The sequence below is a fragment of the Lujinxingia sediminis genome, from assembly GCF_004005565.1.
Classification (GTDB): Bacteria; Myxococcota_A; Bradymonadia; order Bradymonadales; family Bradymonadaceae; genus Lujinxingia; species Lujinxingia sediminis.
Map to the genome: position 1 here is coordinate 74,861 of NZ_SADD01000012.1, position 24,935 is coordinate 99,795.

Consider the following 24,935-nt stretch of genomic DNA (forward strand, 5'->3'; position numbering starts at 1 on the left):
GTTGATGGCGTGGATACCTCACCCGGAATGAGAGTTTGACTCCTCACCGGTGCCTCTCCCAGAATGCCGCTCTCGGTGACGTTGTTGGCCGATACGTTTTACTGCGTGAGGCGTCTCGGAGCCTGAGCGGCCTTCGGAACCTTCCTGAGTCTTGAGACATCGCCATGAGTTCTGCAAACCAGCGTGAGTGGAAGCGTCGTTCGCCGAGCTCGAAGAGTTTTGCGCTGACCCAGCCCAACTACTTTCTCAACGTGGCCGAGCTCTTTTTGCAGTTCAAGGTCGTGGAGAGTCGGGTAGGGGAGGGCGAGGAGCACTGGTTGCGCCACCGCACCTTTGAGAGTGTGGAGGAGTTGCTGGCGGTGATTGCTTCGGATCGGGTGCCCGACGTGGTGCTGGTGCGTACCGACGATGCGGAGCTGGCTGTGGATGCGGTCGAGCGCTTGCGCGATGCGTTGAGCGGGCGGCCTACACGGATCTGGCTGTACGGGGCGAGCCAGGAGGTGCTGGCGGAGCGTTTCTGGATGCCGGTGTACAGCGCCGGTGCCGATGATGTGTTCTCGTGGCGGCCCCATGGTGCCACGGAGCGCTTGAAGTTGAGGCTGCGTGCGCTCGCAAAACGACTCGGAGTGCGCACCGAGATCGATCATGCGCTGGAGCTTGTACGAAAGACCATCGATGTCTTGCCGCACGCGGTTTTTATTCGGGATGCGAGCGCACAGCTTGTCTTTTGCAACCGCTACATCTGCGAATTTATCGGGCGATCGGAGCATGACCTGATCGGCTCCGATGTGACCGAGGTGGTGATCGGGCCCGGGGATCATCATTTTCAGCAGCAGGGCTTTGAGCAGGTGCTTAAAGACGGGCGTCCGCTTGCCAGGGAAGAGGAGTGGGTGCGTGCTGATGGCGTATCGCGGTGGCTTCAGGTGACGCGTATGCGCATTCAGGGCACCGACGGGCGACGTTATGTGGTGGGGTTGGCCAGTGATGTGACCCATGTACGCAGTCTGGCCGAGCAGATTAGCGAGCGCGATCAGGTGCTGGCCCAGATCAATGAGCATATGCCCGCGATCCTCTTCCAGCTTGAGGAGGAGGCCCAGGGGAGCTTTCGTCTGCCCTACCTTAGCGTCGGTATGTTGCCCGGTTTCGAAGCCCTTCGACAGCCCGGTGTGCGAGGGGAGGATGCGCTGGCTCGGGTGGTTTCCGAGGACCTTCAAAAGGTCATGGACGGTCAGCAGGCGCGACCGGGTTATGTCTGGCGGGGGACGTTTCGGATGCTCGACGACGGGGGCAAGGTACGCTGGATGTCGGGGCATGCCACTGCCACCGAGCGCGCTGAAGGTGGCATTCGCTGGTTCGGGGTGGTCTCCGATATGACCGAGCGTCAGCTGATGGAGGAGCGCCTGGCGATGGCCGACCGGCTTGCCTCCCTGGGGACGCTCTCCAGCGGGTTGGCCCATGAGATCAACAACCCGCTCACGGTGATCACGAGTAATCTCGATGTGCTTTTGCGAAGGGCGGGCAAAGAGGCCGATGCGGAGGTCATCGAGGAGATGCTGGGTGCGGCGCGGGAAGGGGCGCAGCGCATCGGCTCGATCGTTGAGAGGTTGCGCGGGGTGGCATCGTCGGGAGAGCCGGGCTCGGTGGATCTTCGGGCGATGGTGGAGACGGCGGTGCGGGTGGTGCGCCAGGAGTTCGAGGTGGAGGTCCGCGTTCGAAGTCAGGCCGAGGAAACCATCTGGGTCAGTGGGGCCGCCGGCGGGCTGGTGCAGTCGCTGGTCAATGTGCTGAACAACAGCGCCGAGGCCGTTGTGGGGCTGCCGTCTGAGCGCCAGGTCATCGACGTGGAGCTTAGTTACGACCCGGTTGCAGCGCGGGCTCGCGTGGAGGTGAAAGACCGTGGCCATGGCATGAGTGAGGAGGTTTGCCGCCGGGCGGTGGAGCCCTTCTTTACCACGCACGAAGTCGGGGAGGGGAGCGGGCTGGGCCTGTACTCCAGTCACGCTATTGTGGAGGCGATGGGCGGCGAACTCACCCTTGAGAGCGAGGATGGTGTCGGAACCCGGGTGACGATTATTCTGCCCGCGAACTTTGTCAGTCAGTCCGCGCCAGAAGGGCCGGCGATGGCGCGACGGCCCTCGGTGCTGGTGATCGACGATGAGTTGGCGATCGTGGAGGTGGTCGCGCGTCTGCTCAAGCAGGACTTCGATGTGTTTCTGGCCACAAGTGCCGAGGAGGCGCTGGAGCGGCTGCTCGACGGGGAGCGATTTGAGGCGATCATCAGCGATTTGATGATGCCTCGGATGAGTGGGATGGAGCTTTTTACCGAGATCGCCAGTCGTTATCCGGATCAGGCCGGGCGGATGGGCTTTATCAGCGGGGGGATTTATACCGATGAGGCGCGGCGCTTTGTGGACGAGCGCCCTGAGCGTTTGCTGCTCAAGCCCTTCGGCCCGCGGGAGCTGCGCGCGCTGGTGCAGCGTGTGGCGAGGCTGGTTCATGCGCCGGCGCTCTGAACGTTTTGTAGGTCAGGTGCTGAGCGCGAAGCTGCGGGCGATGATGCCGGCGGTGAAGCCGGCACGCAGGTAGTAGGCGCGAGGTTGAATCAGCTCGAGCTCGCCGCTGGGGCCGATGCCCCAGACGCGGCTGGATGCGCGGGCACCCTTGGGGCGGATCTGCAGAACCTCGCCATCGCGGGCAGTGATGGCGTGGGCGTAACCCTGGCGGATGGTACGCATATGGCCCTCCCAGTCGGCGCGCAGCAGGGCCTCTTCGGCCGGCGAGGGTTGCCAGAGGAGCGGTTGACCCACGAGGCGATCGCCGAGGTCGATGCCGGTCTCACTGAGTACGGGGATAAAGAGCACACGGGCGAGTTTCTGACGCACGTGGCTGGTCTCCCAGCGGATGTCATCGGGGTGGGCGAGTTCCACACAGGTCACAAAGGTCGACTCGCGGGGTTTTCCAGACGTGTCGACAGGCAGCGTTTTGAGTTCGATGCCCAACTCGGCGAAGTCGGGAGCCTGAGCGGTGGAGGCGTCGGCACCCAGGGCGTCTTCGAGCAGGCGCCCCACCCAGCCTTTATGGCGGCGCAGGTTTGCGGGCACCGGGGTGTTAAGTGTGCCAGCGAGGTCGCCCAGGGTGAGGCCGGCCAGTTGGCGAGCGCGAGCGAGAAGTTCTGTAGGGGTTGTGGGCGTACGTCTCATGTGGCGAGCCTACTGCCGGGAGGCGGGCGTGGGCAAGCCTCGCGCCTGAATGTGCCCTAGCCCCGATGAACGCGCGGAGCCTCATCGAGCGTCGCCTCCTGAATGCGGATTTTGTGTTCAAGGCTCGCGAAAAAGGCGTTGAGAAAATAGAGTTTGACGAAGAGCAACGCGCCCGGGGCCAGCGGGTGAAGTCGCGCGGTGTAGTGCCCCACCCAGCGAAGCTGGCTTCCCTGCAAACTTTCGAGCACGCTGACGGTGGCGCCCCCTTTTAAGGGGTGTGAGCCCAGAGCGCTGTAGCTCAAGCTCTGCCCTTCGACGACCTCGCCGATGACGTAGCGCTGGTGGGTGTGCAGCGGGCCGAGCTTGTAGGTGGCCTCCAGCGTGGCGCCGGGGCGCAGGGTGATGGGCGAGACCTCGTCGAGAGCGATGGGCCAGATGCGGCTGTGGGCGGGATCTTCAAAGGCTTCGACCAGAAGCTCCCAGAGGACCTCCGGGCTGAGTCGAGTGTCAATGCTGCGGTCGAAGGAGAGCATGGGGTACTCCGTGTACGGACAAACAATCGATCTGCGCGAAAGATCGCCGGGGCGCTGTTCACATCCGGGTTGCGGACGTTAGACTTGCCGTCGGGTTGAAACTGCACAGCGCGACAGCCCGGTTAACCTGCGGTGTCTGCAAGGCTTTTTCCGGCGGTCAGGCCAGCGTTGGAGGCCTTTCAGAGACTTTCGGGCCGAAGATAGACACCGACCCGATGATGTCTTGCGGGCAATACGCGCGATGCGAAGATGTGAGGTTGACAGGACGTTTGACGTTAAGCTTTAAGGAGGGTCGCGGGGGGGCACCGCAGCGGTAAAAGGGGTAGACGTGAAACATGAGCAAGCAGACGCATACGCCAGGGGAGGGGCGCGACTTGAGGCGTTGCGACGCTATTGCGTTCTCGACACCGAGCCGGAAGAGGCCTTCGATCGTCTGGCGCGTCTTGCCGCCCAGATCTGTGAGGCCCCCGCATCGACGATCACTCTGGTCGACGAAGAACGGCAGTGGTTTAAGGCGCGCCTCGGCGTCGACCTGGTCCAAACCGGACTTGAAGCGTCTTTTTGTAAGTTTGTGATCTGCGGCACCGAGGTGATGGAGGTGCCCGACGCACGGGACGACGCGCGTTTTAAGGATATTCCCACCGTGGTCGGCGGCCCGAAGATTCGCTACTACGCCGGCGCTCCCCTGGTGTCCCCGGAGGGGCATCGGCTGGGCACGATCTGCGTGTTTGATAGCAAGCCTCGCTCCGGGCTCTCGGAGGAGCAGCACCTTGCGCTTCGCGACCTCGCCGGGGTGGTGGTCGATGAGTTGGAGTTACGTCGGGCGCGGCAAGAACTCGGGACGCACGTTGAGCGAGAGGAGGGGCTGAAGCAGAGGTTGATCGCACGCCAGGAGCGTCTCGACCTGGCGCTGAAGGCTTCCAATCTGGGATGGTGGGAGTGGGGGCCTGGCGAGGACTCGCTTCATGTCGATGCGCGCGTTGCCGAGCAGCTCGGGGTGGAGCCGGGTGCGTTGAGTGTGGAGGCGTTCTCCGCCTGTTTTGCGGAGAGCTCGCGCAGCGAGCTTGCGAACATCTTTGCGACGCATCTTCAGGAAGAGCGCTACGCTCGCCCGCGCTTATTACAGGTGGATCGAGAGGATGACGCCGGCGGCGAGCTTCGCCGGGTTGTGGTGTACGCGGTGCGAAGTTCAAGGGGCGGGCGGATGATCGGGACCCTTCAAGACATCACCGAGGAGCACAACAGCCAGCGTGAGATGGAGCGCCTGGAGCGCCTGGCGGCCCTGGGCACGATGGCCGCCGGGGTAGGGCATGAGATCAACAATCCGCTGGCGTACATTCTGGCGAGCATGGAGTTTGTCCAGGGTATGCTGGCACCGCAGGTGAAGGCCGAGAGTGGGCAGGTGAGCCTGGCGCGGCATGACGCTGCGGAGGTGCTCTCAGCGATCCATGACGCCCATGAAGGCGCTCTGCGTATGCGCGACATTGTGCGGGAGCTGCGCGTGCTGGCGCGCGATCCGCAGCAGACTCAGCCGGCTGAGCCTATCGCGATGGACGAGAGCCTCAACCTGGCGTTGCGCATGGCCCGAATTCACCTGCGCGGCAAGGGGCGCATCGAGCTCCAGCGTGGGAGCAATCGTCAGGTGCTTGCCACGCGCTCCGGGCTGACCCAGGTGCTGCTCAACATCTTGCTTAACGCGGTGCATGCCGTGGCACAGAGGCAGCCGGATACGGGGAGCGGACGGGTGCTCGTTCGCACCTTCGATCGCGATGCGCAGGTCGTCGTGGAGATCGAGGATAACGGCGTGGGCATCTCTCAAGAAAACCTCTCACGGGTCTTCGATCCCTTTTTCACGACCAAGGGGCCTGATGAGGGGACAGGCCTGGGGGTGCCGACCTCGTTGCGGCTGGTCGAGCACTTTGGGGGCAGTCTGGAGCTGAGTAGTGAAGAGGGGAGGGGCACGCTGGTGCGTGTGATGTTGCCTGCCGTTGAGGCACCTTCGGTTCGCGGCGGGGCGCACTCACCCTCGGAGGAGGTCAGGTTTCATCGTGTGCTGGTGATCGACGATGAGGCGCGCCTGGGTAAGATATTTGCGCGTCTTCTTCGCGACCGGGCCGAGGTGGTCAGTGTGGAGGGCGTGGAGCAAGCCCGGGCGGCGCTGAGCGTCGGCGACTTCGATGCGATCTTCTGCGACCTGCATCTGCCGGTGATCAGCGGCGCGGCCTTCTTTCGAGAACTTCAGAAGGAGCGCCCCGAACTCGCCCCGCGGGTGGTGTTTATGACCGGTGGTCTCTACAGCGAGGAGGCCCGCGCGCTTGTGAATTCAGGTGAACATGTCGTGCTTTATAAACCTTTTGACCTGGCGGCGCTGCGCGATGCTTTGGCCAGCGTGCTGGCGCGTTGAGCGCGGCGTGTCAGACCAAAAGCGTCGGCAGGGTGCGGGCCATGCGGACATGAGGACCGACGCCTTCGATATCAAAAAGAGGGGAGACGATCGCAAAGCCGTGGCGCTCATAAAAGGGCACCGCGCGCTGGCGTGCATTGCACCAGACCCATGTGATGGTTGGGTCGGCGAGCGCCTGTCGGGTCAGGGCGTGCTCCAGGAGTCTTCCGCCCACCCCCTGGCCCTGGACCTCGGGGGCTACGGCCATGCCTCGAAGTTGCCAGGCTGGCGGCGTGTTGCCGGGCATCGGATTTTGAAAAAGAGAGAGCACACCGACGACCTCCTCGCCACGCCAGGCAGCGAAGTGGCGGGTGTGGGGGTGGTCGTCGCCCTCGAAATGCGCGAGGCGGCCTGGCGCGAGGTGGGGCCGGAGCACCCGGGTGCGCAGCGGCAGGATGGCGTCGGTGAGGGCGGCGTCCAGACGCAACGTCTCGGGGGCAGAGACCATGGGAGGCTCGAGGCGGCGAGGACTCAGTAGCTACCGAAAAATTCGGTGAGAGAGCAGTCGAGCGCGCGGGCCAGCTTAAAGAGGCTGGAGACCGAGGCGCTGGATTCGGCGCGCTCGATCTGGGAGAGCAAGCTCACCGAAAGACCGGTGCGGCGCGACATCTGCTTGAGGGTCAGGCTGCGATCTTTTCGGGCCGCGCGGATGTTCTGGCCGATGGTCACCAGAAGCTGCTCCTCGGGGTCGATGAGCAGGCCCTTATCGCGCAGGATGTTCTCAAGGGTCTGATTGAACTCATCCACATCAAAGGGTTTTTTGATGTAGTCGCTCACGTTGTACTTCATCGACGTGACCGCTGTGTCCACCGAGGGGTATCCGGTGAAGATGATGATAGCGATGTCGCTGTCGAACTTGCGGATCTCCTCAAGCACCTCCATGCCGTTGAGCTCGGGCATCATGATGTCGAGCACGACTACGTGGAACTGCTCCTCACGCAGAAGATCCAGCGCCCGGGAGGGGCTTGTCTCGGTCTCCACGTGGTAGCCGCTCTGGCTGAGCAAGAGGTGCATGTATTCGCAGATGTCTTTATCATCGTCGATGATAAGAATCTTGATGGTGCGCAAGACGCCCTCCTTAGGTCCGGGGCGGATCCTCGGCGAAGCGAGGTCGATGAATACGGGAGCGACGAGGTGAAGCCATGGGGGTGAGGGCGGGAGCCGGCTTTGCGCCGGAGCCATTCCGATGGGGCCGAAGAGTGCGCATCAGGCGGCCTCCCGGACCAGCGCATGGAGTGTAGAGGGGGGGCAGGTAACATGTCAATTGAGCGCGATACGATGCGGTGGAAGCGTGCCTCTGGCCGTGTTATAGGCCGGGGGGCGAGCGGGTAGGCGTCGGGCGAAGAGCAATCCTGTGGAGAATGCATGCGTTACTGGTTGGTCAAGAGTGAACCGGAAGTCTTCTCACTCGACGACCTGAAAGATAAGAAAGTATCGCCCTGGGATGGGGTGCGAAACTACCAGGCGCGCAACTTTATGCGCGATGAGATGGGCGTGGGCGATCCGGTGTTATTTTACCACTCCCGGGAGCGACCACCGGCGGTGGTCGGGCTGGCGGAGGTGGTCAGCGAGCCTTATCCAGATCCGACGCAATATGATCCTGCCAGCCCCTATTTTGATCCCAAAGCCACCGAGAGCAAGCCGCGCTGGTGGCTTGTCGATCTGGGCTATGTGCGCCATTTTCCTCAAAAGGTGAGCCTGGAGCAGATCAAGGCCACCGAGGCGCTCCAGGAGATGATGTTGGTCAAGCGTTCGCGCCTCTCGGTGATGCCGGTGGCGCAGGCGCATGCAGAACGTATTTTGACGATGGCCGGGGAGGCCCCATGAATCCGATCGCGATCAGTGAGCGCCTGGTGGAGGAGCTTCGAGGTGTGGTGTTTGAACCGCCGATAAGCCACGCCTACCAGCCTCTGGAGTACGCCTGGGCGTCGCATAAACTTTACCTGGAGCGTTACGGCCAGAAGCGCCCTCGGCCGGTGATGCTGGTGGGCATGAACCCGGGGCCCTGGGGGATGGCGCAGAACGGGGTGCCCTTTGGCAGCATCGAGATGGTGCGGGACTGGATGGGCGTGGAGGCGCCGGTGGGCCAGCCCGAAGCGCTCCATCCGAAGCGGCCGGTCGACGGGTTTGAATGTTCGCGAAGCGAGGTCAGCGGCTCCCGTCTCTGGGGGTGGGCCCGGGAGCAGTTCGGGTCTGCGGAGCGCTTCTTTGAGACCTTTTTTGTGCACAATTATTGCCCGCTTTTGATCCTCGACGAAGACGGTAAAAACCGCACCCCGCCTCAACTTCGTAAGGAAGAGAAGGCGCAGGTTTTACCGCCCTGTGATCGGGCGTTGCGCGAGCTGGTGGCGTATTTTGAGCCGCGCTTTGTGATCGGTGTGGGCGCGTTTGCCGAGAAGAGCATTCAGCGCGCGCTTAAGAAGAGCGACTTTGAGGGGGAAATCGGGCGGGTGCTGCACCCGAGCCCGGCCAGTCCGGCGGCCAACAGGGGCTGGGCCGCCCAGGCTCAGGCGCAGCTGGAGGCGCTGGGCGTGCCGCTGGGCGATGGCTGAGGCGATGCGAACATCGCGGTGCCACCGGCGCGAGGGCGACGTGGCGAACTCAACAGAGGCGAAGATGATGAGGATGAAGATGCACAGGGCGATGTTCGCAACGAAGAGGGCGTGGGGGCCGGCGCTGATGATGCTGGCCCTCGGGTGCGGGCAGGCCGAGGAGCCCGCTGACATGGCGTCTCACCATCAGTCGCTGGGAGAGTCGACGCCGGCCTATTACTGGAGCGGGCAGGGCAGTGAGGCGATGCCGGACTACGCCGAGAGGGCCCTGGGGCATGTGTGGAACCTGGCGCGTCGCGATCCGGCGGCGGCCGGGATCCTGGGGCCTCTGCCGGAGCTTCCGGCGGTGCTCGATCCCTACTTCGTCGAGATGGCGCGCTGGCAGGGGGGGCATGTGTTGGAGAGCTCCTGCGAGTGCAGCCCGGAAGATGAGGCGCAGCGCGGGCGAAGCTGTTGCGAGCTCGGGATGATCGACGGGGAGCTTGGCTGCATCGGTGACGTGGTGGCCTGTGATTCGGGGGTTGGAACGACCTCCCAGGAGGATCGCTGGAGCACCTTTACCCTGGCCGGTGGCGTGCCCATCAATGAGCTCGGGGTGGTCTCGGAGAGTGCCGAGCCCTCGCCGGCGGCCGGGTTGGAGGCTGTGGCGTTGGGGATTGCCAACGCTAACCCGCAGATGCTCTCGGGAACCTACAACGTCATGGGAGCAGCGGTGGTGCGCCGCGGTCAGCAGAATTATCTGGGCTGGGTGGGCGGTCAGTCGGCTCGGGCTCTGCCGGTGATTCCCGATGGCGTGCATCTGATCTTCGGTCAGAACGCGGACTCGGCGTTTGGAAATACGCCCGAGGGGCAGGTGAGCTTCTCGATGCTCTATGTGGAGCCGAATGGCCCCCCGAGTCAGGCGACGCTCGTCTTCGACGATGGCTGTGAGGCGATGGTGCCGCCGAGTGCGGCGGACTGGGCCAATCGCAGTGAGGAGAACCCCTTTGCCGGAGGGCAGGCGCGCCTGGATGTGGCGCTTGAGCCCGGGTGCCACCGCTATGTGTTTACCGCGGTCGACGCGTTCGGGGTGGGGCATACCTATCCGAGTTACGGATCGTTGGGCGCTGAGATCGGTAACGATGGGCAGGTGCTGGCCAACTCCGATGCCTGCCCGGTGTGGAGCGCCGAGCGGCCTTCGATGGCATGTCTGGATCCGGTGCAAAACTGCAGCCAGGGCGATACGCGGGAGTGCTATTCGGGGCGCGAGGCCACCCGTCAGGACGATGCCTGCCATGCGGGTGTCGAGACGTGTGTGGGCGGCTGGTGGAGCGGGGAATGCGACGGGGAGTCGACTCCGGATGCCACCGAACGCTGCGCCGACCTGGGGAGCGGCTCACCTGATCCGGGCGATGGCCAGAACCCGGGCGGTGCAGGCGGGGGGAGCGGCGACGAGGGCTGCGGCTGTTCCAGCGCTGGCACCACAGGCAACCTCGGCGCGCTGATGGTCCTCGGGATCGCCGCCCTTCTTATGCGGATTCGTCGGCGTGTGCTGGCGAGCTCGGCTCGCTAGCAGGCGCGGCGGGGGATCGCCCCCTGCCGGCTCGGACTGACGGGACGATATGCCGCGCTCGGAGGCGGGATTCGTGCGTAAAACGAGGTTGACCTTCAGTTGAGAGTGGTCATCATAGGCACGATGTCGGCGCATGGCGGCGTCGCCCTACCATCATCATGGCTGTATAAGGAGTACACTTATGGCGTTTATTATCGCCGAACCTTGCGTCGGCTACTGCGACACCTCGTGTGTGGAAGTCTGCCCGGTGGATTGCATCCACGGGCCGATGCCGGTCGAAGAGATTCAGGAGCTTAAGGCGGCCGGTGAGGAGGCTCAGCTGGCTAAGATTCAGCTCTACATCGATCCGGACATCTGCATTGACTGCGGCGCCTGTGAGCCGGAGTGCCCGGTCGAGGCGATCTTTGAAGAAGACGAACTCCCCTCGAAGTGGTCGGAGTTCACCGAGAAGAACGCCGAGTTTTTTCAGGGCTGAGCCCTGCATCGGATAGGTGAGAGCCCGCCGCTTCGCCACAGGTCCACAACGCGTGACCGTGGCGAGGTGACGGGTTTTTTTGTCGGGATGCGCTCATGACGAGTCGGAGCGCATGAAGCCCAACGTTGATGACACGCTTGATAATGAAAGTGCCGCAAGCCGGGACGGCGCGACGCTTCGGGAGCTGAGCTGATGTCGAAGATTCATATTGTTGATGAGGTCGCCTACGATCGCGACAAAGTCTACGAGACCTTCCGCGATCATATGGTCGAGCTTGTGCCCTATCTGCCGGACATTCAGACGATCGAGGTGCGCGATCGCCAGGAGATCGACGCCAGCACACTTAAGGTGGTTAACTTCTGGAAGGCCAACGCCGATGAGGTGCCTAAGCTGGCGCAGAAGTTCATCAAGCCCGAGATGCTCGAGTGGACGGACTACGCCACCTGGCACCTGGACAGCTTTAAGGTGGACTGGGTCATGGAAGTTGGCTTTTTGAGTGAGGCGGTCACCTGCAAGGGGACCACCAGTTATGTGCAGAAGGGCGAGGGCCGCACCGAGGTTGTGATCGATGGTGAGCTGACCGTCGATGCGAAAAAGATCCCCGGGGTGCCGCGGCTGGGGGCCGGCGCGATCGGGAGCGCGGTAGAGAGCTTTGTGGTTCGGCTGATCACGCCGAACCTCACCCAGGCAAACCGCGGTTTGGAGCGATACCTGGCCGACCAGTAAGCCGGGCGATCCTGGCGAGAGATACGAAGACGCCAGCGAGAGCGGGGCGGCCGGATCGGGCCGCCCCGTTTTTTTGTGGGAGGCGCCCCGGGTGGGCTTTGGACCGTGCACGTTGCCGATGAGGGATTGTGCGGAGGTCGGAGCGATGTTGGCCAGGGAGTCGAAGGTGGGAGCAGGGGAGTCGGCGCTACAGGGCGAGCGCCTGGAGGCGGGGAGACTGGCCCGGGTGGTGACGCACCTTCTTGAGGCCGAGTCGCTCGATGACGCCGCGCTCCTCGGGGTCTTTGAGGAGTTGGCCGCACGGCAGCCGGCCTTCGCGTTGCTGACCGGGCTGTGGGGGCCGGCGTTGTACCGCCGTCATCGCGCGCTGTATCGGGGGTTTATTCTGCGGCGTTTTCGCAGCGCGGGCTATGACCCGGGGCGCGGTGCCTGGCGGGTGGCCCCCTGGTCGGGGCCCTACCAGGAGGAGCTGGAGCGCTGGCTGCAGCTGGCCGAGAGCCTGGAGGATGCCGAGGTGTTTCGGCGTCTTTATCGCTGGCGTTTGACCCAGGGGCAACCTGCCGGACCGAAAGACGTGGCGCGCTGGCGGGAGGATCTTTGCGAGCACTTCGGGCAGGTGCGCGGCGGCAGCGCGGGGCGCCGGCGGGTGTTGGAGCGTTACGATCAGCCCTTTGAGCTGCGTGAGCTACAGGCGTTAACGCTCTACCGCTGCGACCCGGAGGCGGCGCGGGACTACATCGCGATGAAGCTCTCCCGTGTGCCGGTTTACCGCCGGCGTATCTGGGAGGCGTTGCTCGCGGCGGCGCGCCGTCGTGGCGACTGGCCTTTTGCCCGAGAACTCTATCGACTTCAGGTGCCGCCGGGGCAGTGGCGGCGCGATGTCGAGGCGATTTCCGAGCATGTGCGTGATCCGGCTGAACTCATCAGCTGGCTGGAGGAGCATCACCCCCGGGGAAGTTTCGAGGAGAAGGGCGTGGCGATCCTGGCGCTGCTGCGCGCTCGCGGGGGAGAGGTCTTACCCTACGTGCGCCGGCATCTCGGCGAGGCGTTTGATGCCCCGGGCGGAGGCGCGCTGCTGCGCGAGTTTCTCAAGGAGGTGGCCGCTCGCCGCTGGTGGGGGCTGTGGGCTCGGGTGCTCAAGGAGTGGGCACCGCAGCGCCTCTATGAGTGGGAGGTCATGGCGTTGCTTCATGCCAGTGACCTGCCGGATCGTGAGCGCCGACGCCGACTCCGGCTTCTGGGGCGAGTGGGCGATGAGGCTGAGGTGACGCGTTTGAGTGATGTGAGCGCGGTGGCGCTCTACGCGCGCTACCCGCGGCTCGTGCGCGGGGTCTTTGCCCCGCGGGTGATGCCGAGCGCGGTGCAGGGGTACCCGCGTTTGATGGCCCGTGCCCTCCAGGAGGGCGATGAGGTGCTGATCGATCGGATGGCCAGCGCACTTATCATGGAGGTGCCGCGCTTCGGTGTGGTGGAGGTGGCCGAGGTGACGGCGCAGCTGACGCAGTACTACCGCTCGCTGCTTTCGGAGCCGCGTCGTTTTGGGGCGCGGGTCGTGCCGATGCTCATTGAGCTGAGTTCGGAGAGGCGCTGGCGGGCCGGTATGTTGCTGAAGAGCAACCCGCTGGCGCACCATCTTCTGGTGGAGGCGTTGCCGGCGTATCTTCTGGATGAAGCATGGTTGGGGGCGCTCCTGCGCGCGCCGGCCTGGTTTGTGCGCCGGGTGGGATGTCAGGCGCTGTGTCTGGGCGATGAGGCCCTGGCCTCCAGGCGCGCCCGGCAGTGCGCACGTCAGGCGATGCCCAGCCTGGGGGCGCGCCACCGGGCCGAGAGGCGTTGGGCGGCCCGCGCTGTGGCCCGCGGGGTGTGTGATGAAGAGAGCGCCCGCGATGCGCTGCAGATGGCCCAGGCGGTGCTCGACGGGGAACTCTCGGCGGGGCAGGGCGATGCCGAACTGGTGCGGCTGGTGGGACGACTCAGCGCGCGTTGGCCACAGGCGGCCCATCAGGCAGGCCTGCGGCCAGGGCGCGGGCCTGGGCCGGGTTGAGCATGTGAATAAAGGCCAGTTCGCCCTCCAGTTGACGGCGGCGAAGGGGGTCATCTTCGCCGCGGGAGCAGGCCTGCGCGTAGCGGTGGATGGCCGCGCGTAGTCTGCGCCGGCGCGCCCGCGGCGCGCCCGGTGTCTGATTGACGACCACGCCGGTGACCTGCTGGCGCTGGCCGCGGCGTTGAATGCGGGTCTTGGCGGTGGCGAGCTCAAAGCCCTCTTCCGCAATGATCTGGTGCGTCAATCGCATCACGGAGGCGATGCGGGTGGGATCGTCGCCGGAGAAGGTCAGGTCGTCGGCGTAGCGGGTGTAGTTCAGGCCCAGGCTTCGGGCCAGGCCGCTTAAGCGGCGGTCGAGGCGGCAGACAATGGCGTTGGCCAGCATGGGGCTCGTAGGGGCTCCCTGCGGCAGGCTTCGCGAGGCTGTGGGTGTGTAGAGTCGCTCGCCATGCACGAGTACCGCCTGGCGGGGGGCTTCGGTGCACAGAAGCGCGAGCGTCGAGGCGACCTCCCAGCCGTAGCCCATTGCCATGAGAAAACCCCGCACTCGCCCCACATGCAGCGCGCCGAAGAAGTTATGAAGGTCGAGCGTAAGGAGAAATTCGCGCTGGAGATGAGGTCGGGCGTGGGTGGCGATCGAGCGCCCCGGCAGAAAGGCGTGGGCGGCGCGGTGAACGGGAAGTTGGTGGAGCGCAAGCTCCAGAAGATCGCGCTGGATGGCCTTGAGACGAGGTTTGGGCGCGAGGATCGGGCGCTCCTCGCCGCCGCGTTTAGGGATGGTGAAGCGGACGTAATGAAGATGCGGGTCGGCCAGCCGATGGCAGGCAAAGTGATAGAGCTCAGAGAGGCTCAGGCCCAGTGCCTGTGCCACATCGTCGTCGCATCGCCATACTGGAAGCCCTCGCTGCCGGAGCCGTCCGCTGCGCGTGCGTCGGCGGGTCTGCGAGGGGTCGGCGCTGCGAAGGGAGGTGGTAAATCGGCGGTTGAACTCGGGGGAGGGGTGCGCGGGCTCCTCGCAGATCGAGACCTGCTCGGGGGGCTTTGCGGCGGGGGGGGCGGGCTGGATCCAGTCGCGCAAACGTTGCCACAGGCTCATCGACGCTCCTCGGGTCGAAGATGCACATGGGGTGAGCCACCTGCGAGGCGACCTGCGACGCTCTGGGCCCGCTTCTTCCACAGTGTGGGAGAACCGGCGAGGAGATCGGAAGATGGTGCCGCCGCGGCGAAACGCACGCGGCATGTTCGGCTCGCGCCGGGTGGCTCACCCTTAGCTCAAAGATGCGCACAGCCCGGGGCGCACCAACCGCGCAGTCTCAGTCTGAGGTGCGGGCGTTGAGGATGGGGCGATAGCCGGCGAAGACGTCCGGGTAGCGAAGCTCGATCTGCAGCTCGTCGAGCAGGCGCCGGTTGCTCACCCGGGCGCTGTTGGTCCAGCGCGCCACGACGTTGGGGTTTTGTACCCGGCGGGCGTAGTCCTCAATGCTGATAGGCTCGGGCATGGGCAGGCCGGTCTGCTCGCAGACAAAGCTCACCAGCTCGCGCACCGCGGTGGGCTGGCCGTCGCTGACGTTGTAGGGGCGTGATCCTTTCGGCGCGCGCAGCGCCACGGCCAACGCCGCCTGGGCGAGGTCTTCGACGTGGATGCGGTTGGTGATCTTTTTGCCTCCGTCGACCAGAGGGTAGCGCCCGCTCTCCAGGCGTCCCAGGATCGTGCGGCCCGGCCCGTAGATGCCCACAATGCGAAGGGTGTAGCCTTCGATGCCCTCGGCGCCGAGAACCGCGAGCTCGGAGTCGCGGCGCATCTTGCCCTGAGGACTTGTGGGGCGGAGCTCGGCGTCTTCATCGAGCCACTGCGCGTTGTGGTCGCCGTAGACCGAGGTCGAGGAGAGGTAGACAAAGCGCGGGCAGCCCTGCGCCTCTGCGAGCTTGAGCGCGGCGAGCAGAGGGATGAGGTGCTCGGCCGGGGAGTTTTCGTCTCCGGGGGCGTAGGTGTCGGGAAGAGGGGGCACCGAATAGAGCAGCGCGGTGTGTACGTCGAGGTGCTCGGCCAGCGGGCTGGCATCGGCGCTGGCCTTCCACTCCAGAACCAGGGCGCCCAGGGCTTCAAGCGCCTGGCGACGTTCCGGGTTGGAGGTTGTGGCGACGACGTCCAGGCCGGCTTCTCGGGCCTGGCGAGCGATCTCAAGGCCGGTGTATCCGGCACCGACCATCAGAATTTTAGAGAGGGTCATAGCTCCTCGAAACTTTTTTAAAGGGAAAGGCAAAAACATGTTGTCAGGTGAACAACCCCGTGTTACTCAGAATGTCCGACGCGGGCGTATAACTCAGCGGGAGAGTGCTTCCCTCACACGGAAGAAGTCCCTGGTTCGAATCCAGGTACGCCCATTTAAGAAAGTTCAGTAAAAATCGCAATAAGAGGCCTCACTCCGGTGAGGCCTTTTTGCGTTGGGGTAAAATTATTTACCCCTGCGTTTACCCTACATGCTCGATCATCCGGTTGAGCGCGCCCGATTTTTAGTCGAGCGAGGTGTGGGAGCGGCGTGATGTCCACGAGCGTGAATCCATGGGGCACGAACCGTGGATAAGGGCGTCTGTGACGGCTTTGTTAATTCTTACAATGCGTTGCGCAGGGTGGTTGGCGGGATGGAATGCGGGCGTTACTATTTGTAAAGCAATATCCCCCACACCCCCCGGAGCAACATCATGAGTCCGAGAAACGACCTGAGAGAGCGTGCCCATCAGGCCAGAGAAGAGTTATGTCAGGAGCTGCAGCGTCTAAGCGAGAGGGTGGGGGCCAGGGGCGCGAGCTTTGCGGAGGTTCGTCTGGCGGAGGAGCGCATGTACTGGGCTCGTCCGGTGCGCCGGGGGACGTCGATGGAAGGTCTTCCGGAGGATGGGGCGGCGGTGGACGAAGCGCTGGTCGAGGAGATCTGGCGGCCGGTCGATGAGAGTTTTCGCTGCTTTCGCAGGGCGCCTCTCGCCCGGGGAGGAAGCGGGGATGTGGCGCGCACGTTGATCTACAACGAAGATCGTCTGGTGGGCTGGGTGGGGTTTGAGAAGCGCTCGGGCGCGTTCTCGCCATCGGAGCTTGATGCGCTCTCGCAGGAGAGCGAGCGTCTGGGCGATGTGGCCCGAAGTTACGGGCGGGCGACCGACGCGATGATGAAGGCGTGCGTCGGGTTGAGCCTGGTGTTCGCCTCAAAAGAGAGCGTGGCCTACCGAACCGAGCTCCAGGGGGGATGCTTTGATGAGGCTGACCTGGTGCGTTTTGGCGAGCTGTGTTTCGAGTCTGGCGAGGCGGTCGGGATGCTGAAAGGCTGGCTCCTGCGGGTGCAAAGGGTGGAGGGGGACGCCGGTGTCGGCCGCCTGGTGCATGTGGAGATCGCGCCGCGGGCCGAGCGTGCCCCGGATTTTGCGCTCACCGAGATGCAGCGGCGCGTGGCCGAGTACGCCCGCTCTGGCGCGACGGTCAACGAGATCGCGCGCGCCATGGGGAGGAGCCCGCATACGGTTAAGACGCACCTCAAAAGCGTCTATGAGCGCCTCGGCGTGGCCAGCCGTCTGGAGTTGGCGGCGCGCCTGGGCGGCGGGGAGCTGGCCTGAACACGGGCGGGGGACCTTGAAGCGCCGGCAAAGAGGACTTGGCCAGCCGGCAAGTTCTCCTAATCTGGGGGGGGGCTCCCGGCGGCGTTGGGCCGCATGCGGGAGGTGTGTTGTGGAAGTGAGCTTCAGGCGCGCGCTGCGCCCCGGGGAGAAGATATGGATCGATGGAAGGTCACGATGTTGGCCGGGAGTGCGCTTGTGGCGGGGGTTGTGCTGGGGGCATCCTGCGCCTCCGGGGGTAAGGCCAACGCCCCGGCTCCGGCTGATGATTCGCCGGTGGAGCAGACCCAACCCGGGGAGGTGCGCGTGGTGGAGGTGCTGGAAGAAGCGATTCGCTTTGAGGCCGCCGGTACCACGGTGCACGGCACGCTGACGCGGCCGCGCTTTTCTGATGATGCCGTGGAGCCAGTCCCCGCGGTGGTGCTGGTGGCGGGCAGCGGGCCGACCGATCGCAACTGGGAGAGCCCGGTGTTGCCCGGAGAGAACGGCTCGGCGCGTCTTCTGGCCCGGGCGCTCGGAGAGCGGGGCATCGCCGTGCTGCGCTACGACAAGCGCGCGACCGGGCAGACGGACTTCCCCGGCGATCTGCGCTGGGAGGATTATCTGGCGGAGCTCGAAGGCGCGCTGGGGGTCTTGAGCGCGCATGAGGCCGTGGACGCCGGGCGCCTCTTTGTGGCCGGGCATAGCGAGGGGGGCGCGCATGCGTTGCGCGCGTTGCAGCAGGAGGTCGTCTCCCCGGCCGGAGTGATGCTTCTGGCGACCGCGGGTCGAACGCTCTCGGAGGTGATCGCCTGGCAGATCGAGGCCCAACTGGTGGCGGCGGGCATCGGGGAGTCGCGGGTGCAGGCGGAGGTGGCCAATCTCAAGCGCGCGCTGGCGTCGATCGCCTCCGGTCAGACGGTGCGCGCCTCGCGGGTGAGCATGTATCCCGGGGTGGTGCGCCTTGTGGAGGCGTTGCAGGCTGAGGATGGTCGGGCCTTCAGCCAGGCGATTCTGGACTGGTCGCCGACCCGGGCCGCCGGTGAGGTGAAGGTGCCGATGTTGATTCTCAACGGTCGAAAGGATCTTCAGGTCGACCCGGGGCTCGATGCTCAGGCGCTGGCCGAGGCCGCTCGGAGCGCGGGGGGGGACGTCGAACTCGTTCTGGTTGATGACGCCGACCACGTGCTCAAGCACCAGCCGACAGCGCGCGAAGAACTCAGCGCGCAGCACGGACTTCTTTACAATCAGGCCGGTCGTCAGCTCGACCCGCAGGTGGTCGAGGCGATCGTCGACTGGGTGCAACGCCACTGATGGCGCGCCGATGGACGGCGCACCGCTGATGTTTTGGGTGGCGATGCCCGACGTTTCTGACGTGCCGGGCGCGGCGCATGTTTGAGAAAGGGAAGGGCCCGCGTCGGGGCGACTCGCAGGGGGGGGGGGCGACGCGGAGGGGCGGAGCTTTCATCATCCTGGCCCCGGCATGCGGCGCACCGGGGCGCAGGGCTTTTAGAAGTCGACGATCTGATGGGGGGGAACGGTGCCCATGACCTCGACGAGCTCCACGCGTGTGGAGATATCGAGGCGACGGTAGATATGCTTGAGGTGGGTTTTGACGGTGTGCGGGCTGCGGTCGAGCATGCGGGCGATCTCATCGACGGTCGCCCCGCTTGTGGCCATACGCGCAACCTCGATCTGGGTGGGGGTGAGCACCAGCTCGGGGGCGATACGCGGGTAGTTGGCCGGCTGGAGCGTGATGAGGTAGGCGCGTTCGCTTCCCAGAGCGTGCATCGGGGTGACCTGTGCGCTCATACCGGCAAAGTAACGCGGCGTCTCCCCGGGCTGAAGCGTGAGCTTGTAGAGCTCTTCGCGGTACTCGTCGTGGTACCAGGACTGGGCCGAGGGGCTGGCGTGGAGGACGTCGCCTTCGGGGCTCATCAGCAGGTAGATCGTGGAGCGTGTCTCGGCTTCCAGCTCGGCGCGATGGGCGCGGATGAGCATATCTTCCAGCGTGGGCACCAGAGGGTTGGCGTGGTGGACCGCCGTGGGCGCGAAGGTGCCCCGGCCGGCCAGACGCCACAGGCCGATCCAGCCTACAAAACGGGCGCCGGAGTAGACGACGAGGCCGAGCCAGTCCGATGCGCCCAGGCGTTTGGGCCAGTTGCCCATGCTCAGAAGTTCGCCATCGGCACCGACAAAGTGCAGGTCGCGGCGCTGGCGGGCGGTGATGAACTGGGTGCGTTCCTCGGCTGCCGGCGCGCGAATCACGGACTCGAGCAGCGAGGGCATCGGCTCATCGCGCATCTCCATCATCGGTTCGCGCAGCTTGGGCGCACCGACGATCAGGCTTGTGCCCACATAGAGGTGGCCCTCGACTTCGCGGGCGTCGAAGTAGACGGCGGCGTCGGCATCGACGCGATCTTTCAGCAGATTGAGCGCATCCAGGCGCAGGCGATCGGCGGTGCGATCGGGGTTAATGGGGGTCGATGATGTAACGGAATCGCGAGACATGGTGCGGGCTCCTGGGCAGCGATGGGGGTCGTGACGTGCGCGTATCCGATCCACACGAGAGGACAGCGTCACGCTCGGCTCCCGGGCACCGAAACAAGACTAACACGTCAACATAACTGATGATGTACCCGCTGACTGTACCCCAAACGGGCGGTCGGCTCCAGTTTAGGCGTCGGGGGGAGCGTGGGGTGTTTAGCTTTGGAGCACATCGAGAGTCTGAGTGGGCCGGATGCCCGTGGCGAGTGAGCGTGGAGGAGGCGATGAGCGATCGTGTGGAGGTGCTCTTAATCGAAGACAACCCGGTGCATGTGCGCCTGATCGAGAACCTGCTCAAGCGGGGGCTGGAGCTGAACTTTGAGGTGCGCATCGCCGAGCGGGTCGATCAGGGGCTGGCGCTCTTTGAAGAGAAGCCGGCCGATGTGATCTTGCTCGATTTGATGCTGCCAGACAGCGAAGGTTTCGAGACCTTTCTGAAGGTGAAGGGGCGAGTTGAGCCCACGCCGATTGTGATCCTGACCGGGCTCGATGACATGCAGCTGGCGGTGCGGGCGGTGGAGTCAGGGGCGCAGGATTATCTGGTCAAGAGTCAGCTCAATGGCGAGCTCTTAAGCCGCTCGGTGCGCTATGCGCTGGAGCGCGCCCGGGCCAGGGCCGGGGAGTGGAAGTCGCCGATGCTGCGCCTTGCCCACCAGCAATTTTTGAAGGCGGCACAGCGGATGAATCTCGACGATAACCTGCGTCAGAGGTTGCTTTTTCCTCAGCGTTCTCAGGTGGTTACGCTTCCCTTTCGCCGCGACAATTACGGGCAGGTGGAGACGGTTTTTGGCTACCGGGTGCAGCATGTGCTCACGATGGGGCCGACCAAGGGCGGGGTGCGCTATCACCACGATGTGAACCTGGGTGAGGTGACCGCGCTGGCGATGTGGATGACCTGGAAGTGCGCTCTGATGCATCTTCCCTTTGGCGGTGCCAAGGGCGGGGTCAGGGTGAGGCCGGATACCCTCTCGCGCCAGGAGCTGCAGCGGCTGACGCGGCGCTACACCTCGGAGATCATCGAAATGATCGGGCCGGAGAAAGACATTCCGGCGCCGGATCTGGGGACCAACGAGCAGACGATGGCCTGGATGATGGACACCTACTCCGAGCAGGCCGGCCATGCCGTGCCGACTGTGGTCACCGGTAAACCGGTGGTGCTGGGGGGCTCACGCGGACGCAAGGAGGCGACCGGCCGCGGGGTGGTCTATGTGATCGAGGAGGCCGCACGTCAGCGGGGCTGGCGCCTCGATGAGAAGACCGCGGTGGTGCAGGGCTACGGCAACGTGGGTAGCCACGCGGCCCGCTACCTCGATGAGCTTGGCGTGCGGGTGGTCGGGGTCAGCGATCATACCGGCGGGGTGTTTGATTCGAAGGGCGTCGACCTGGAGAGGCTCGATGCCCATGTGGCCGAGGTAGGTACCCTGGAGGGCTATGCGCAGGGCGATCGCCTCAGCAACGCCGAGCTGCTTGAGTTGAAGTGCGATGTGCTGGTGCCGGCGGCGGTGGAAAACCAGATCACGGCGTCCAACGCCGGCAAGCTCCAATGCGAGCTTGTGGCCGAGGGGGCCAACGGACCCACCAGCACCGAGGCCGATGAGATTTTGACCGAGCGGGGGATCACCGTGCTCCCCGACCTGCTGGCCAACGCCGGCGGGGTGACCGTCTCCTACTTCGAGTGGGTGCAGGGCATTCAAAACACGATGTGGACGATGTCCGAGGTCAATGAGCGACTACGCCGACTGCTGCAGGATGCCTACCGCCGGGTGGTGGCGCAGTCCGAAGAGCTCAACGTCGATCTGCGCAGTGCTGCGCTCATCGCCGGTGTCGATCGGGTGGCGCGGGCCAAGTTGATGAGGGGGCTTTACCCGTGAACGCGATCCTCGAAGCGACGCCTGATAAGCCGAGCGAAGATCCGCCCCGTTCACGTTGGCGACGGCCGGGGCGCTGGCTGATGCTCCTTGTGGCGGTCGTCGGCGTACTGGCCAGCGCGGCCGGGTGGTGGTGGCTGACGGTCAAAGAGCGCGACTATGTGCGGAGCCAGTTTCAGCGCGACGCGCGCTTCTACGCCGACAGCGTGGAGACTCAGCTCTCGGAGAAGCAACTCAATATGCGGGCGTTGTTGGCCTTCTTTCGTAGCTCTGAGGAGGTCACCCATGATGAGTTTGTCTCGTTTGGCAAAACGTATCTTGAAGGACGGGAGCAGATCGTCCTGGTGGCCTGGGTGCCTTATATCGCGCAGGGCGAGCGTGCTGCGTTTGAGCAACGCCTCAGTAAAGAGCTTGGTCAGCACGTGGTCATCAAGGAGCTTTCGGAGGGAAACAGCCTTCGTCCGTCTGGCGAGCGACCCGAGTACGCGCCAACGCGCTATATGTGGCGGCAGCAGCTCCCCGCGGAGTTCGGATTCGACTGGTTTGAGATCGGTCGCGTGGCCCGCGTGATGCGTCACGTTCGGCAACGAGGGGGGACCGAGGTTGCCGGCCCCTTTCGGCTGCCGGGAAGCGACGATTCCGGGCTTCTCTACGGGTTTGTGGCGGCGGTCGTCCCCGAAGACACCAGCCAGACCGAAGATGGAGACGGCTGGTTGATCGGACTTCTACGCATGGACGAGGTGATCGAAGAGGCGATGTCGATACGGCCCCGGACCAACCTCGTGATGGAGCTGATCGATGAAGAGGAGCAGCGCGGCGATGCGCAGGTTCTGGCCTGGTCGGTCAGCGAAGAGGAGGTTCGTTTCGATGTGCCCATGAACGAAGATGAGGCGATCTGGAGAGGGCAGAGCGCAGCCGACCTCGGGTTGGTCTATGAACGTCATCTGGCCCTTCCCGGTCCGCAATGGACGATCCGGGCGCGGCCCACCCGCGAGTATATTGTCGGCAAGACCGATCCGGGCGCGACGGTCTTTCTGATGAGCGGGCTGCTGGTCACCCTGCTCAGCGTGCTCTACGTCAACACCTCCCTGGGGCGTACCGAGCGGGTGGAGCGCCTGGTCGATGAGCGCACCGCCTCACTCCGAGAGCACCGCGAGAAGTTGCGCACCATTGCCATTGAAATGGCCCGCGCTCGTCAGGAGGCCGTGGAAGCCACGCGCGCGAAAAGCAGCTTTTTGGCCAATATGAGCCACGAGATCCGCACGCCGATGAACGGTGTTATCGGCATGGCCGAGTTGCTCACGGAGACCGAGCTAAACTCCAAACAGCGCGAGTACCTCACCCTTCTCGACCGCTCGGCGCGCGGACTTCTGGCCCTGCTTAACGACATCCTCGACTTCTCCAAAATCGAGGCGGGCCAGCTGGAGTTGGACCGCCGCGAGTTCCGACTCACCGACACCGTCGCCGAGACCCTCCAGGTGCTTGCCACGCGTGCTGAGAAGAAAGGCCTGGAGCTTGTGTACACGGCCAGCCCGGAGGTTCCTTTTGCGGTCATTGGCGATCCTGATCGCCTGCGCCAGGTGCTCATCAACCTGGTGGGCAACGCCATCAAGTTCACCGAAAGAGGGCAGATCGAAGTTCGTGTCGACTGTGAGTCGTGCCGCGATCATCAGGTCACCGTGCACTTCGCGGTGCGCGACACCGGGGTGGGCATCCCCAAAAAGGAGCAGAAGCGCATCTTTGAGGCCTTTCGCCAGGCCGACTCCTCTTCGCGTCGTGAGCATGAGGGGACCGGCCTGGGCTTGAGTATCTCCACGCAGCTCGTCGATTTGATGGGCGGTCAGATTGAGCTGGAGAGCGAGGAGGGGGTCGGGACGGAGGTTCGCTTTTCGCTGCGCCTGGAACTCAGCCAGGAACATCGCGAGGAGGGTGAGGCGAAGCTGCTGGGGCGTCGGGTGCTGGTGGTCGATGATAACCAGGTCAACCGGCGACTCTTTCGGGCGCTGCTGGCAAGCTGGAAGGTTCAGGCCGAGGTGGTCGACGATGTGAAGGCGGCCCGAGAGCGTATCGCGGGATCTAAGGAAGATTTTGACGCGCTTATCCTCGATGTGGTGATGCCCCGGGAGTCCGGGCTGGTGCTGGCACGTGAGGGGCTGGTTCTGGTGCGTGAGGTGCTGGAGAGGGTCGGGCATACCCCGGCGGTGATTGTGGTGTCGTCGGCTGTCGCGTTCTCCGAGGCGGCCGCCGAGGAGGAGGTCGGCCAGATCTGCGCCAGGCTCTCCAAACCGGTCAAGCCCACCGATCTCTATGAGGCTCTGGTCGGCTGTTTGCTCGAAGGCCAGAAGGCCAGCGAGGTCACCGTGGCTCAGAGCGAGGCCCGCGACGGCGAGGGCCTCTGTGTGCTGCTGGTTGAGGATAGCGAGGTTAACCAGAAGGTCGCCCGCGGGCTGCTCGCCAGGGGAAACCATCGGGTGGAGCTGGCCCGCGACGGTCAGGAGGCCATCGATGCCTTTGAGCGGGACCCGCAGCGCTTCGACCTGATCCTGATGGACATTCAGATGCCGCGGGTCGATGGCTTTGAAGCCACACGCCAGATTCGCGCGCTGGAAGCCGAGTCTCCCGCTGAGCGCACCGTTCCGATCGTCGCCCTGACCGCCCACGCGATGAAGGGAGACCGCGAACGCATGCTGCGCGAGGGCATGGATGATTACCTGGCCAAACCTCTGCAACCCGACGAGCTGATGCGCGTCATCGAGAAGTGGCGGCCCGTTGAGGGAGAACGCCCGGACGAAGGGACCGCCGGTGAGACTCAAGAACACGAGGAGGTCGATATGCGTGAAGCAAAACACGATCAACGCAAGGAACAATCAGCGCAAACACCCGAGTCCCAGGAGGCGTCCCGGGAAGCGGAAGGCGTACGAAGCGGGCTCTGGGATCCGGAGATTGCCGCCGGCTCCACCGGTGGCGACGAAGACCTGCTCCAGGAACTCGCCGAGCTCTTTGTGGAGGAGTCCTCCGACTGGTTGCGAGAGCTGCAGGCAGCGCTGGGCCAGCGTAACGCCCGGGAGGTTCGCCGCCTGGCGCACACCATCAAAGGCAGCGCCCTGGTCTTCGGGGCCCGCAAGGTCGGGCAACTCGCCGAGCAGCTTGAGATGATGGGGAAAGATGACGCGCTGGAGCAGGCGCCGCCCCGTTACGAGCAGCTCGTGGCGGCGACCGCCGAGTTCAACGCCGCGCTCCGGTCGGAGCTTCTCGACGACGCCGACATCAACCACGAAGAGACCTCCTCCCAGAACGGCTCTGCCACCTCGCCGGGCGCCCGGGCCGATGACGCTTTGGGCGCCGGCGATGAGTCCGACGATGAGGACGACGATCGTTACCCGGACGTCACGCCGACGCCCCCACGATAAAGG

General features: G+C 64.6%; 19 protein-coding genes and 1 tRNA gene. 13 read left to right on the forward strand and 7 right to left on the reverse strand.

All coding sequences use genetic code 11. The annotated features are described in order from the left end of the window. The first annotated feature begins 164 nt into the window (after positions 1-164). Positions 165-2,513 carry a PAS domain S-box protein gene (locus EA187_RS16215; protein ID WP_127780941.1) on the forward strand — a complete coding sequence of 783 codons (2,349 nt, stop codon included), beginning with the start codon at positions 165-167 and terminating at the stop codon, positions 2,511-2,513. Positions 2,514-2,525: 12 nt separating this feature from the next. Here the strand turns inward: EA187_RS16215 and mutH are convergent, their stop codons facing one another. Beyond that, positions 2,526-3,200, reverse strand: coding sequence for a DNA mismatch repair endonuclease MutH (gene mutH / locus EA187_RS16220; protein WP_127780942.1), 675 nt, complete (start codon positions 3,198-3,200; stop codon positions 2,526-2,528). Positions 3,201-3,256: 56 nt separating this feature from the next. Next, the gene (locus EA187_RS16225; RefSeq protein WP_127780943.1) at positions 3,257-3,733 is read right to left on the reverse strand and encodes an SRPBCC family protein; all 477 of its coding nucleotides are present in this window, start codon (positions 3,731-3,733) and stop codon (positions 3,257-3,259) included. 328 nt (positions 3,734-4,061) lie between these two features. Here EA187_RS16225 and EA187_RS16230 point away from each other — a divergent pair, with 328 nt between their 5' ends. Next, a complete protein-coding gene (locus EA187_RS16230) occupies positions 4,062-6,137 on the forward strand; it encodes a hybrid sensor histidine kinase/response regulator (protein ID WP_127780944.1) in 2,076 nt (691 codons plus the stop codon). 10 nt (positions 6,138-6,147) lie between these two features. On the opposite strand, the gene EA187_RS16235 is transcribed toward EA187_RS16230, so the two are convergent. Continuing rightward, positions 6,148-6,624 (reverse strand): GNAT family N-acetyltransferase, encoded by a 477-nt coding sequence (locus EA187_RS16235; RefSeq protein ID WP_115607184.1) that lies wholly within the window; start codon positions 6,622-6,624, stop codon positions 6,148-6,150. A 23-nt stretch (positions 6,625-6,647) separates the two neighbouring features. Further along, on the reverse strand, positions 6,648-7,244 hold the full coding sequence (locus tag EA187_RS16240) for a response regulator (RefSeq protein ID WP_241250209.1): 597 nt from the start codon (positions 7,242-7,244) through the stop codon (positions 6,648-6,650). Between the two features lie 297 nt (positions 7,245-7,541). Between EA187_RS16240 and EA187_RS16245 the strand changes: the two genes are divergently transcribed. The 6 genes from EA187_RS16245 (at position 7,542) to EA187_RS16270 (ending at position 13,525) form a co-directional block, all read left to right on the forward strand. After that, positions 7,542-8,003 carry an EVE domain-containing protein gene (locus EA187_RS16245; RefSeq protein ID WP_115607180.1) on the forward strand — a complete coding sequence of 154 codons (462 nt, stop codon included), beginning with the start codon at positions 7,542-7,544 and terminating at the stop codon, positions 8,001-8,003. Beyond that, positions 8,000-8,728 (forward strand): uracil-DNA glycosylase family protein, encoded by a 729-nt coding sequence (locus tag EA187_RS16250; protein ID WP_115607178.1) that lies wholly within the window; start codon positions 8,000-8,002, stop codon positions 8,726-8,728. The genes EA187_RS16245 and EA187_RS16250 overlap by 4 nt, the downstream gene beginning before the upstream one ends. Positions 8,729-8,792: 64 nt before the next feature. After that, positions 8,793-10,280 (forward strand): MYXO-CTERM sorting domain-containing protein, encoded by a 1,488-nt coding sequence (locus EA187_RS16255; protein WP_127780945.1) that lies wholly within the window; start codon positions 8,793-8,795, stop codon positions 10,278-10,280. 181 nt (positions 10,281-10,461) lie between these two features. After that, positions 10,462-10,755 carry a 4Fe-4S dicluster domain-containing protein gene (locus EA187_RS16260; protein WP_115607175.1) on the forward strand — a complete coding sequence of 98 codons (294 nt, stop codon included), beginning with the start codon at positions 10,462-10,464 and terminating at the stop codon, positions 10,753-10,755. A 192-nt stretch (positions 10,756-10,947) separates the two neighbouring features. After that, positions 10,948-11,481, forward strand: a complete 534-nt coding sequence (locus EA187_RS16265; RefSeq protein WP_115607173.1) for a hypothetical protein — start codon at positions 10,948-10,950, stop codon at positions 11,479-11,481. Positions 11,482-11,626: 145 nt separating this feature from the next. Then, positions 11,627-13,525: a hypothetical protein gene (locus EA187_RS16270; protein ID WP_127780946.1), complete on the forward strand. Its 1,899-nt coding sequence runs from the start codon at positions 11,627-11,629 to the stop codon at positions 13,523-13,525. Here EA187_RS16270 and EA187_RS16275 read toward each other — a convergent pair. Together EA187_RS16275 and EA187_RS16280 are read right to left on the reverse strand one after the other, a co-directional pair. Beyond that, complete coding sequence (locus tag EA187_RS16275; RefSeq protein WP_164856333.1) at positions 13,455-14,621, reverse strand: reverse transcriptase family protein; 1,167 nt, start codon at positions 14,619-14,621, stop codon at positions 13,455-13,457. The two genes, EA187_RS16270 and EA187_RS16275, sit on opposite strands and share 71 nt — an antisense overlap. A gap of 217 nt (positions 14,622-14,838) precedes the next feature. Then, the gene (locus EA187_RS16280; RefSeq protein ID WP_164856334.1) at positions 14,839-15,756 is read right to left on the reverse strand and encodes an NAD-dependent epimerase/dehydratase family protein; all 918 of its coding nucleotides are present in this window, start codon (positions 15,754-15,756) and stop codon (positions 14,839-14,841) included. A gap of 82 nt (positions 15,757-15,838) precedes the next feature. Here EA187_RS16280 and EA187_RS16285 point away from each other — a divergent pair. The 3 genes from EA187_RS16285 to EA187_RS16295 all read left to right on the forward strand — a co-directional run bounded on the left by EA187_RS16285 (position 15,839) and on the right by EA187_RS16295 (position 18,421). After that, positions 15,839-15,910: transfer RNA gene (locus EA187_RS16285), tRNA-Val, on the forward strand. A gap of 318 nt (positions 15,911-16,228) precedes the next feature. Continuing rightward, positions 16,229-17,128 (forward strand): helix-turn-helix transcriptional regulator, encoded by a 900-nt coding sequence (locus tag EA187_RS16290; protein ID WP_127780947.1) that lies wholly within the window; start codon positions 16,229-16,231, stop codon positions 17,126-17,128. Between the two features lie 156 nt (positions 17,129-17,284). Beyond that, positions 17,285-18,421: an alpha/beta hydrolase family protein gene (locus tag EA187_RS16295; RefSeq protein ID WP_164856335.1), complete on the forward strand. Its 1,137-nt coding sequence runs from the start codon at positions 17,285-17,287 to the stop codon at positions 18,419-18,421. Between the two features lie 195 nt (positions 18,422-18,616). Here the strand turns inward: EA187_RS16295 and EA187_RS16300 are convergent, their stop codons facing one another. Further along, positions 18,617-19,618, reverse strand: a complete 1,002-nt coding sequence (locus EA187_RS16300; RefSeq protein WP_127780949.1) for a helix-turn-helix domain-containing protein — start codon at positions 19,616-19,618, stop codon at positions 18,617-18,619. 260 nt (positions 19,619-19,878) lie between these two features. Between EA187_RS16300 and EA187_RS16305 the strand changes: the two genes are divergently transcribed. Further along, positions 19,879-21,525, forward strand: a complete 1,647-nt coding sequence (locus tag EA187_RS16305; protein WP_115607161.1) for a Glu/Leu/Phe/Val dehydrogenase dimerization domain-containing protein — start codon at positions 19,879-19,881, stop codon at positions 21,523-21,525. Further along, entirely contained in the window at positions 21,522-24,932 is a 3,411-nt protein-coding gene (locus EA187_RS16310) for a response regulator (protein ID WP_127780950.1), read from the forward strand. The genes EA187_RS16305 and EA187_RS16310 overlap by 4 nt, the downstream gene beginning before the upstream one ends. Positions 24,933-24,935 lie beyond the last annotated feature (3 nt).

Excerpts from the sequence above, each read along its gene's own strand:
- EA187_RS16265 (WP_115607173.1), top strand. The coding sequence starts at position 10,948 with ATGTCGAAGATTCATATTGTTGATGAGGTCGCCTACGATCGCGACAAA.
- EA187_RS16225 (WP_127780943.1), bottom strand. The coding sequence starts at position 3,733 with ATGCTCTCCTTCGACCGCAGCATTGACACTCGACTCAGCCCGGAGGTC.
- EA187_RS16275 (WP_164856333.1), bottom strand. The coding sequence starts at position 14,621 with ATGAGCCTGTGGCAACGTTTGCGCGACTGGATCCAGCCCGCCCCCCCC.
- EA187_RS16300 (WP_127780949.1), bottom strand. The coding sequence starts at position 19,618 with ATGTCTCGCGATTCCGTTACATCATCGACCCCCATTAACCCCGATCGC.
- EA187_RS16255 (WP_127780945.1), top strand. The coding sequence starts at position 8,793 with ATGATGAGGATGAAGATGCACAGGGCGATGTTCGCAACGAAGAGGGCG.
- EA187_RS16295 (WP_164856335.1), top strand. The coding sequence starts at position 17,285 with ATGGATCGATGGAAGGTCACGATGTTGGCCGGGAGTGCGCTTGTGGCG.
- EA187_RS16245 (WP_115607180.1), top strand. The coding sequence starts at position 7,542 with ATGCGTTACTGGTTGGTCAAGAGTGAACCGGAAGTCTTCTCACTCGAC.
- EA187_RS16215 (WP_127780941.1), top strand. The coding sequence starts at position 165 with ATGAGTTCTGCAAACCAGCGTGAGTGGAAGCGTCGTTCGCCGAGCTCG.
- EA187_RS16270 (WP_127780946.1), top strand. The coding sequence starts at position 11,627 with ATGTTGGCCAGGGAGTCGAAGGTGGGAGCAGGGGAGTCGGCGCTACAG.
- EA187_RS16250 (WP_115607178.1), top strand. The coding sequence starts at position 8,000 with ATGAATCCGATCGCGATCAGTGAGCGCCTGGTGGAGGAGCTTCGAGGT.
- EA187_RS16305 (WP_115607161.1), top strand. The coding sequence starts at position 19,879 with ATGAGCGATCGTGTGGAGGTGCTCTTAATCGAAGACAACCCGGTGCAT.
- EA187_RS16260 (WP_115607175.1), top strand. The coding sequence starts at position 10,462 with ATGGCGTTTATTATCGCCGAACCTTGCGTCGGCTACTGCGACACCTCG.
- mutH (WP_127780942.1), bottom strand. The coding sequence starts at position 3,200 with ATGAGACGTACGCCCACAACCCCTACAGAACTTCTCGCTCGCGCTCGC.
- EA187_RS16280 (WP_164856334.1), bottom strand. The coding sequence starts at position 15,756 with ATGACCCTCTCTAAAATTCTGATGGTCGGTGCCGGATACACCGGCCTT.
- EA187_RS16235 (WP_115607184.1), bottom strand. The coding sequence starts at position 6,624 with ATGGTCTCTGCCCCCGAGACGTTGCGTCTGGACGCCGCCCTCACCGAC.
- EA187_RS16290 (WP_127780947.1), top strand. The coding sequence starts at position 16,229 with ATGAGTCCGAGAAACGACCTGAGAGAGCGTGCCCATCAGGCCAGAGAA.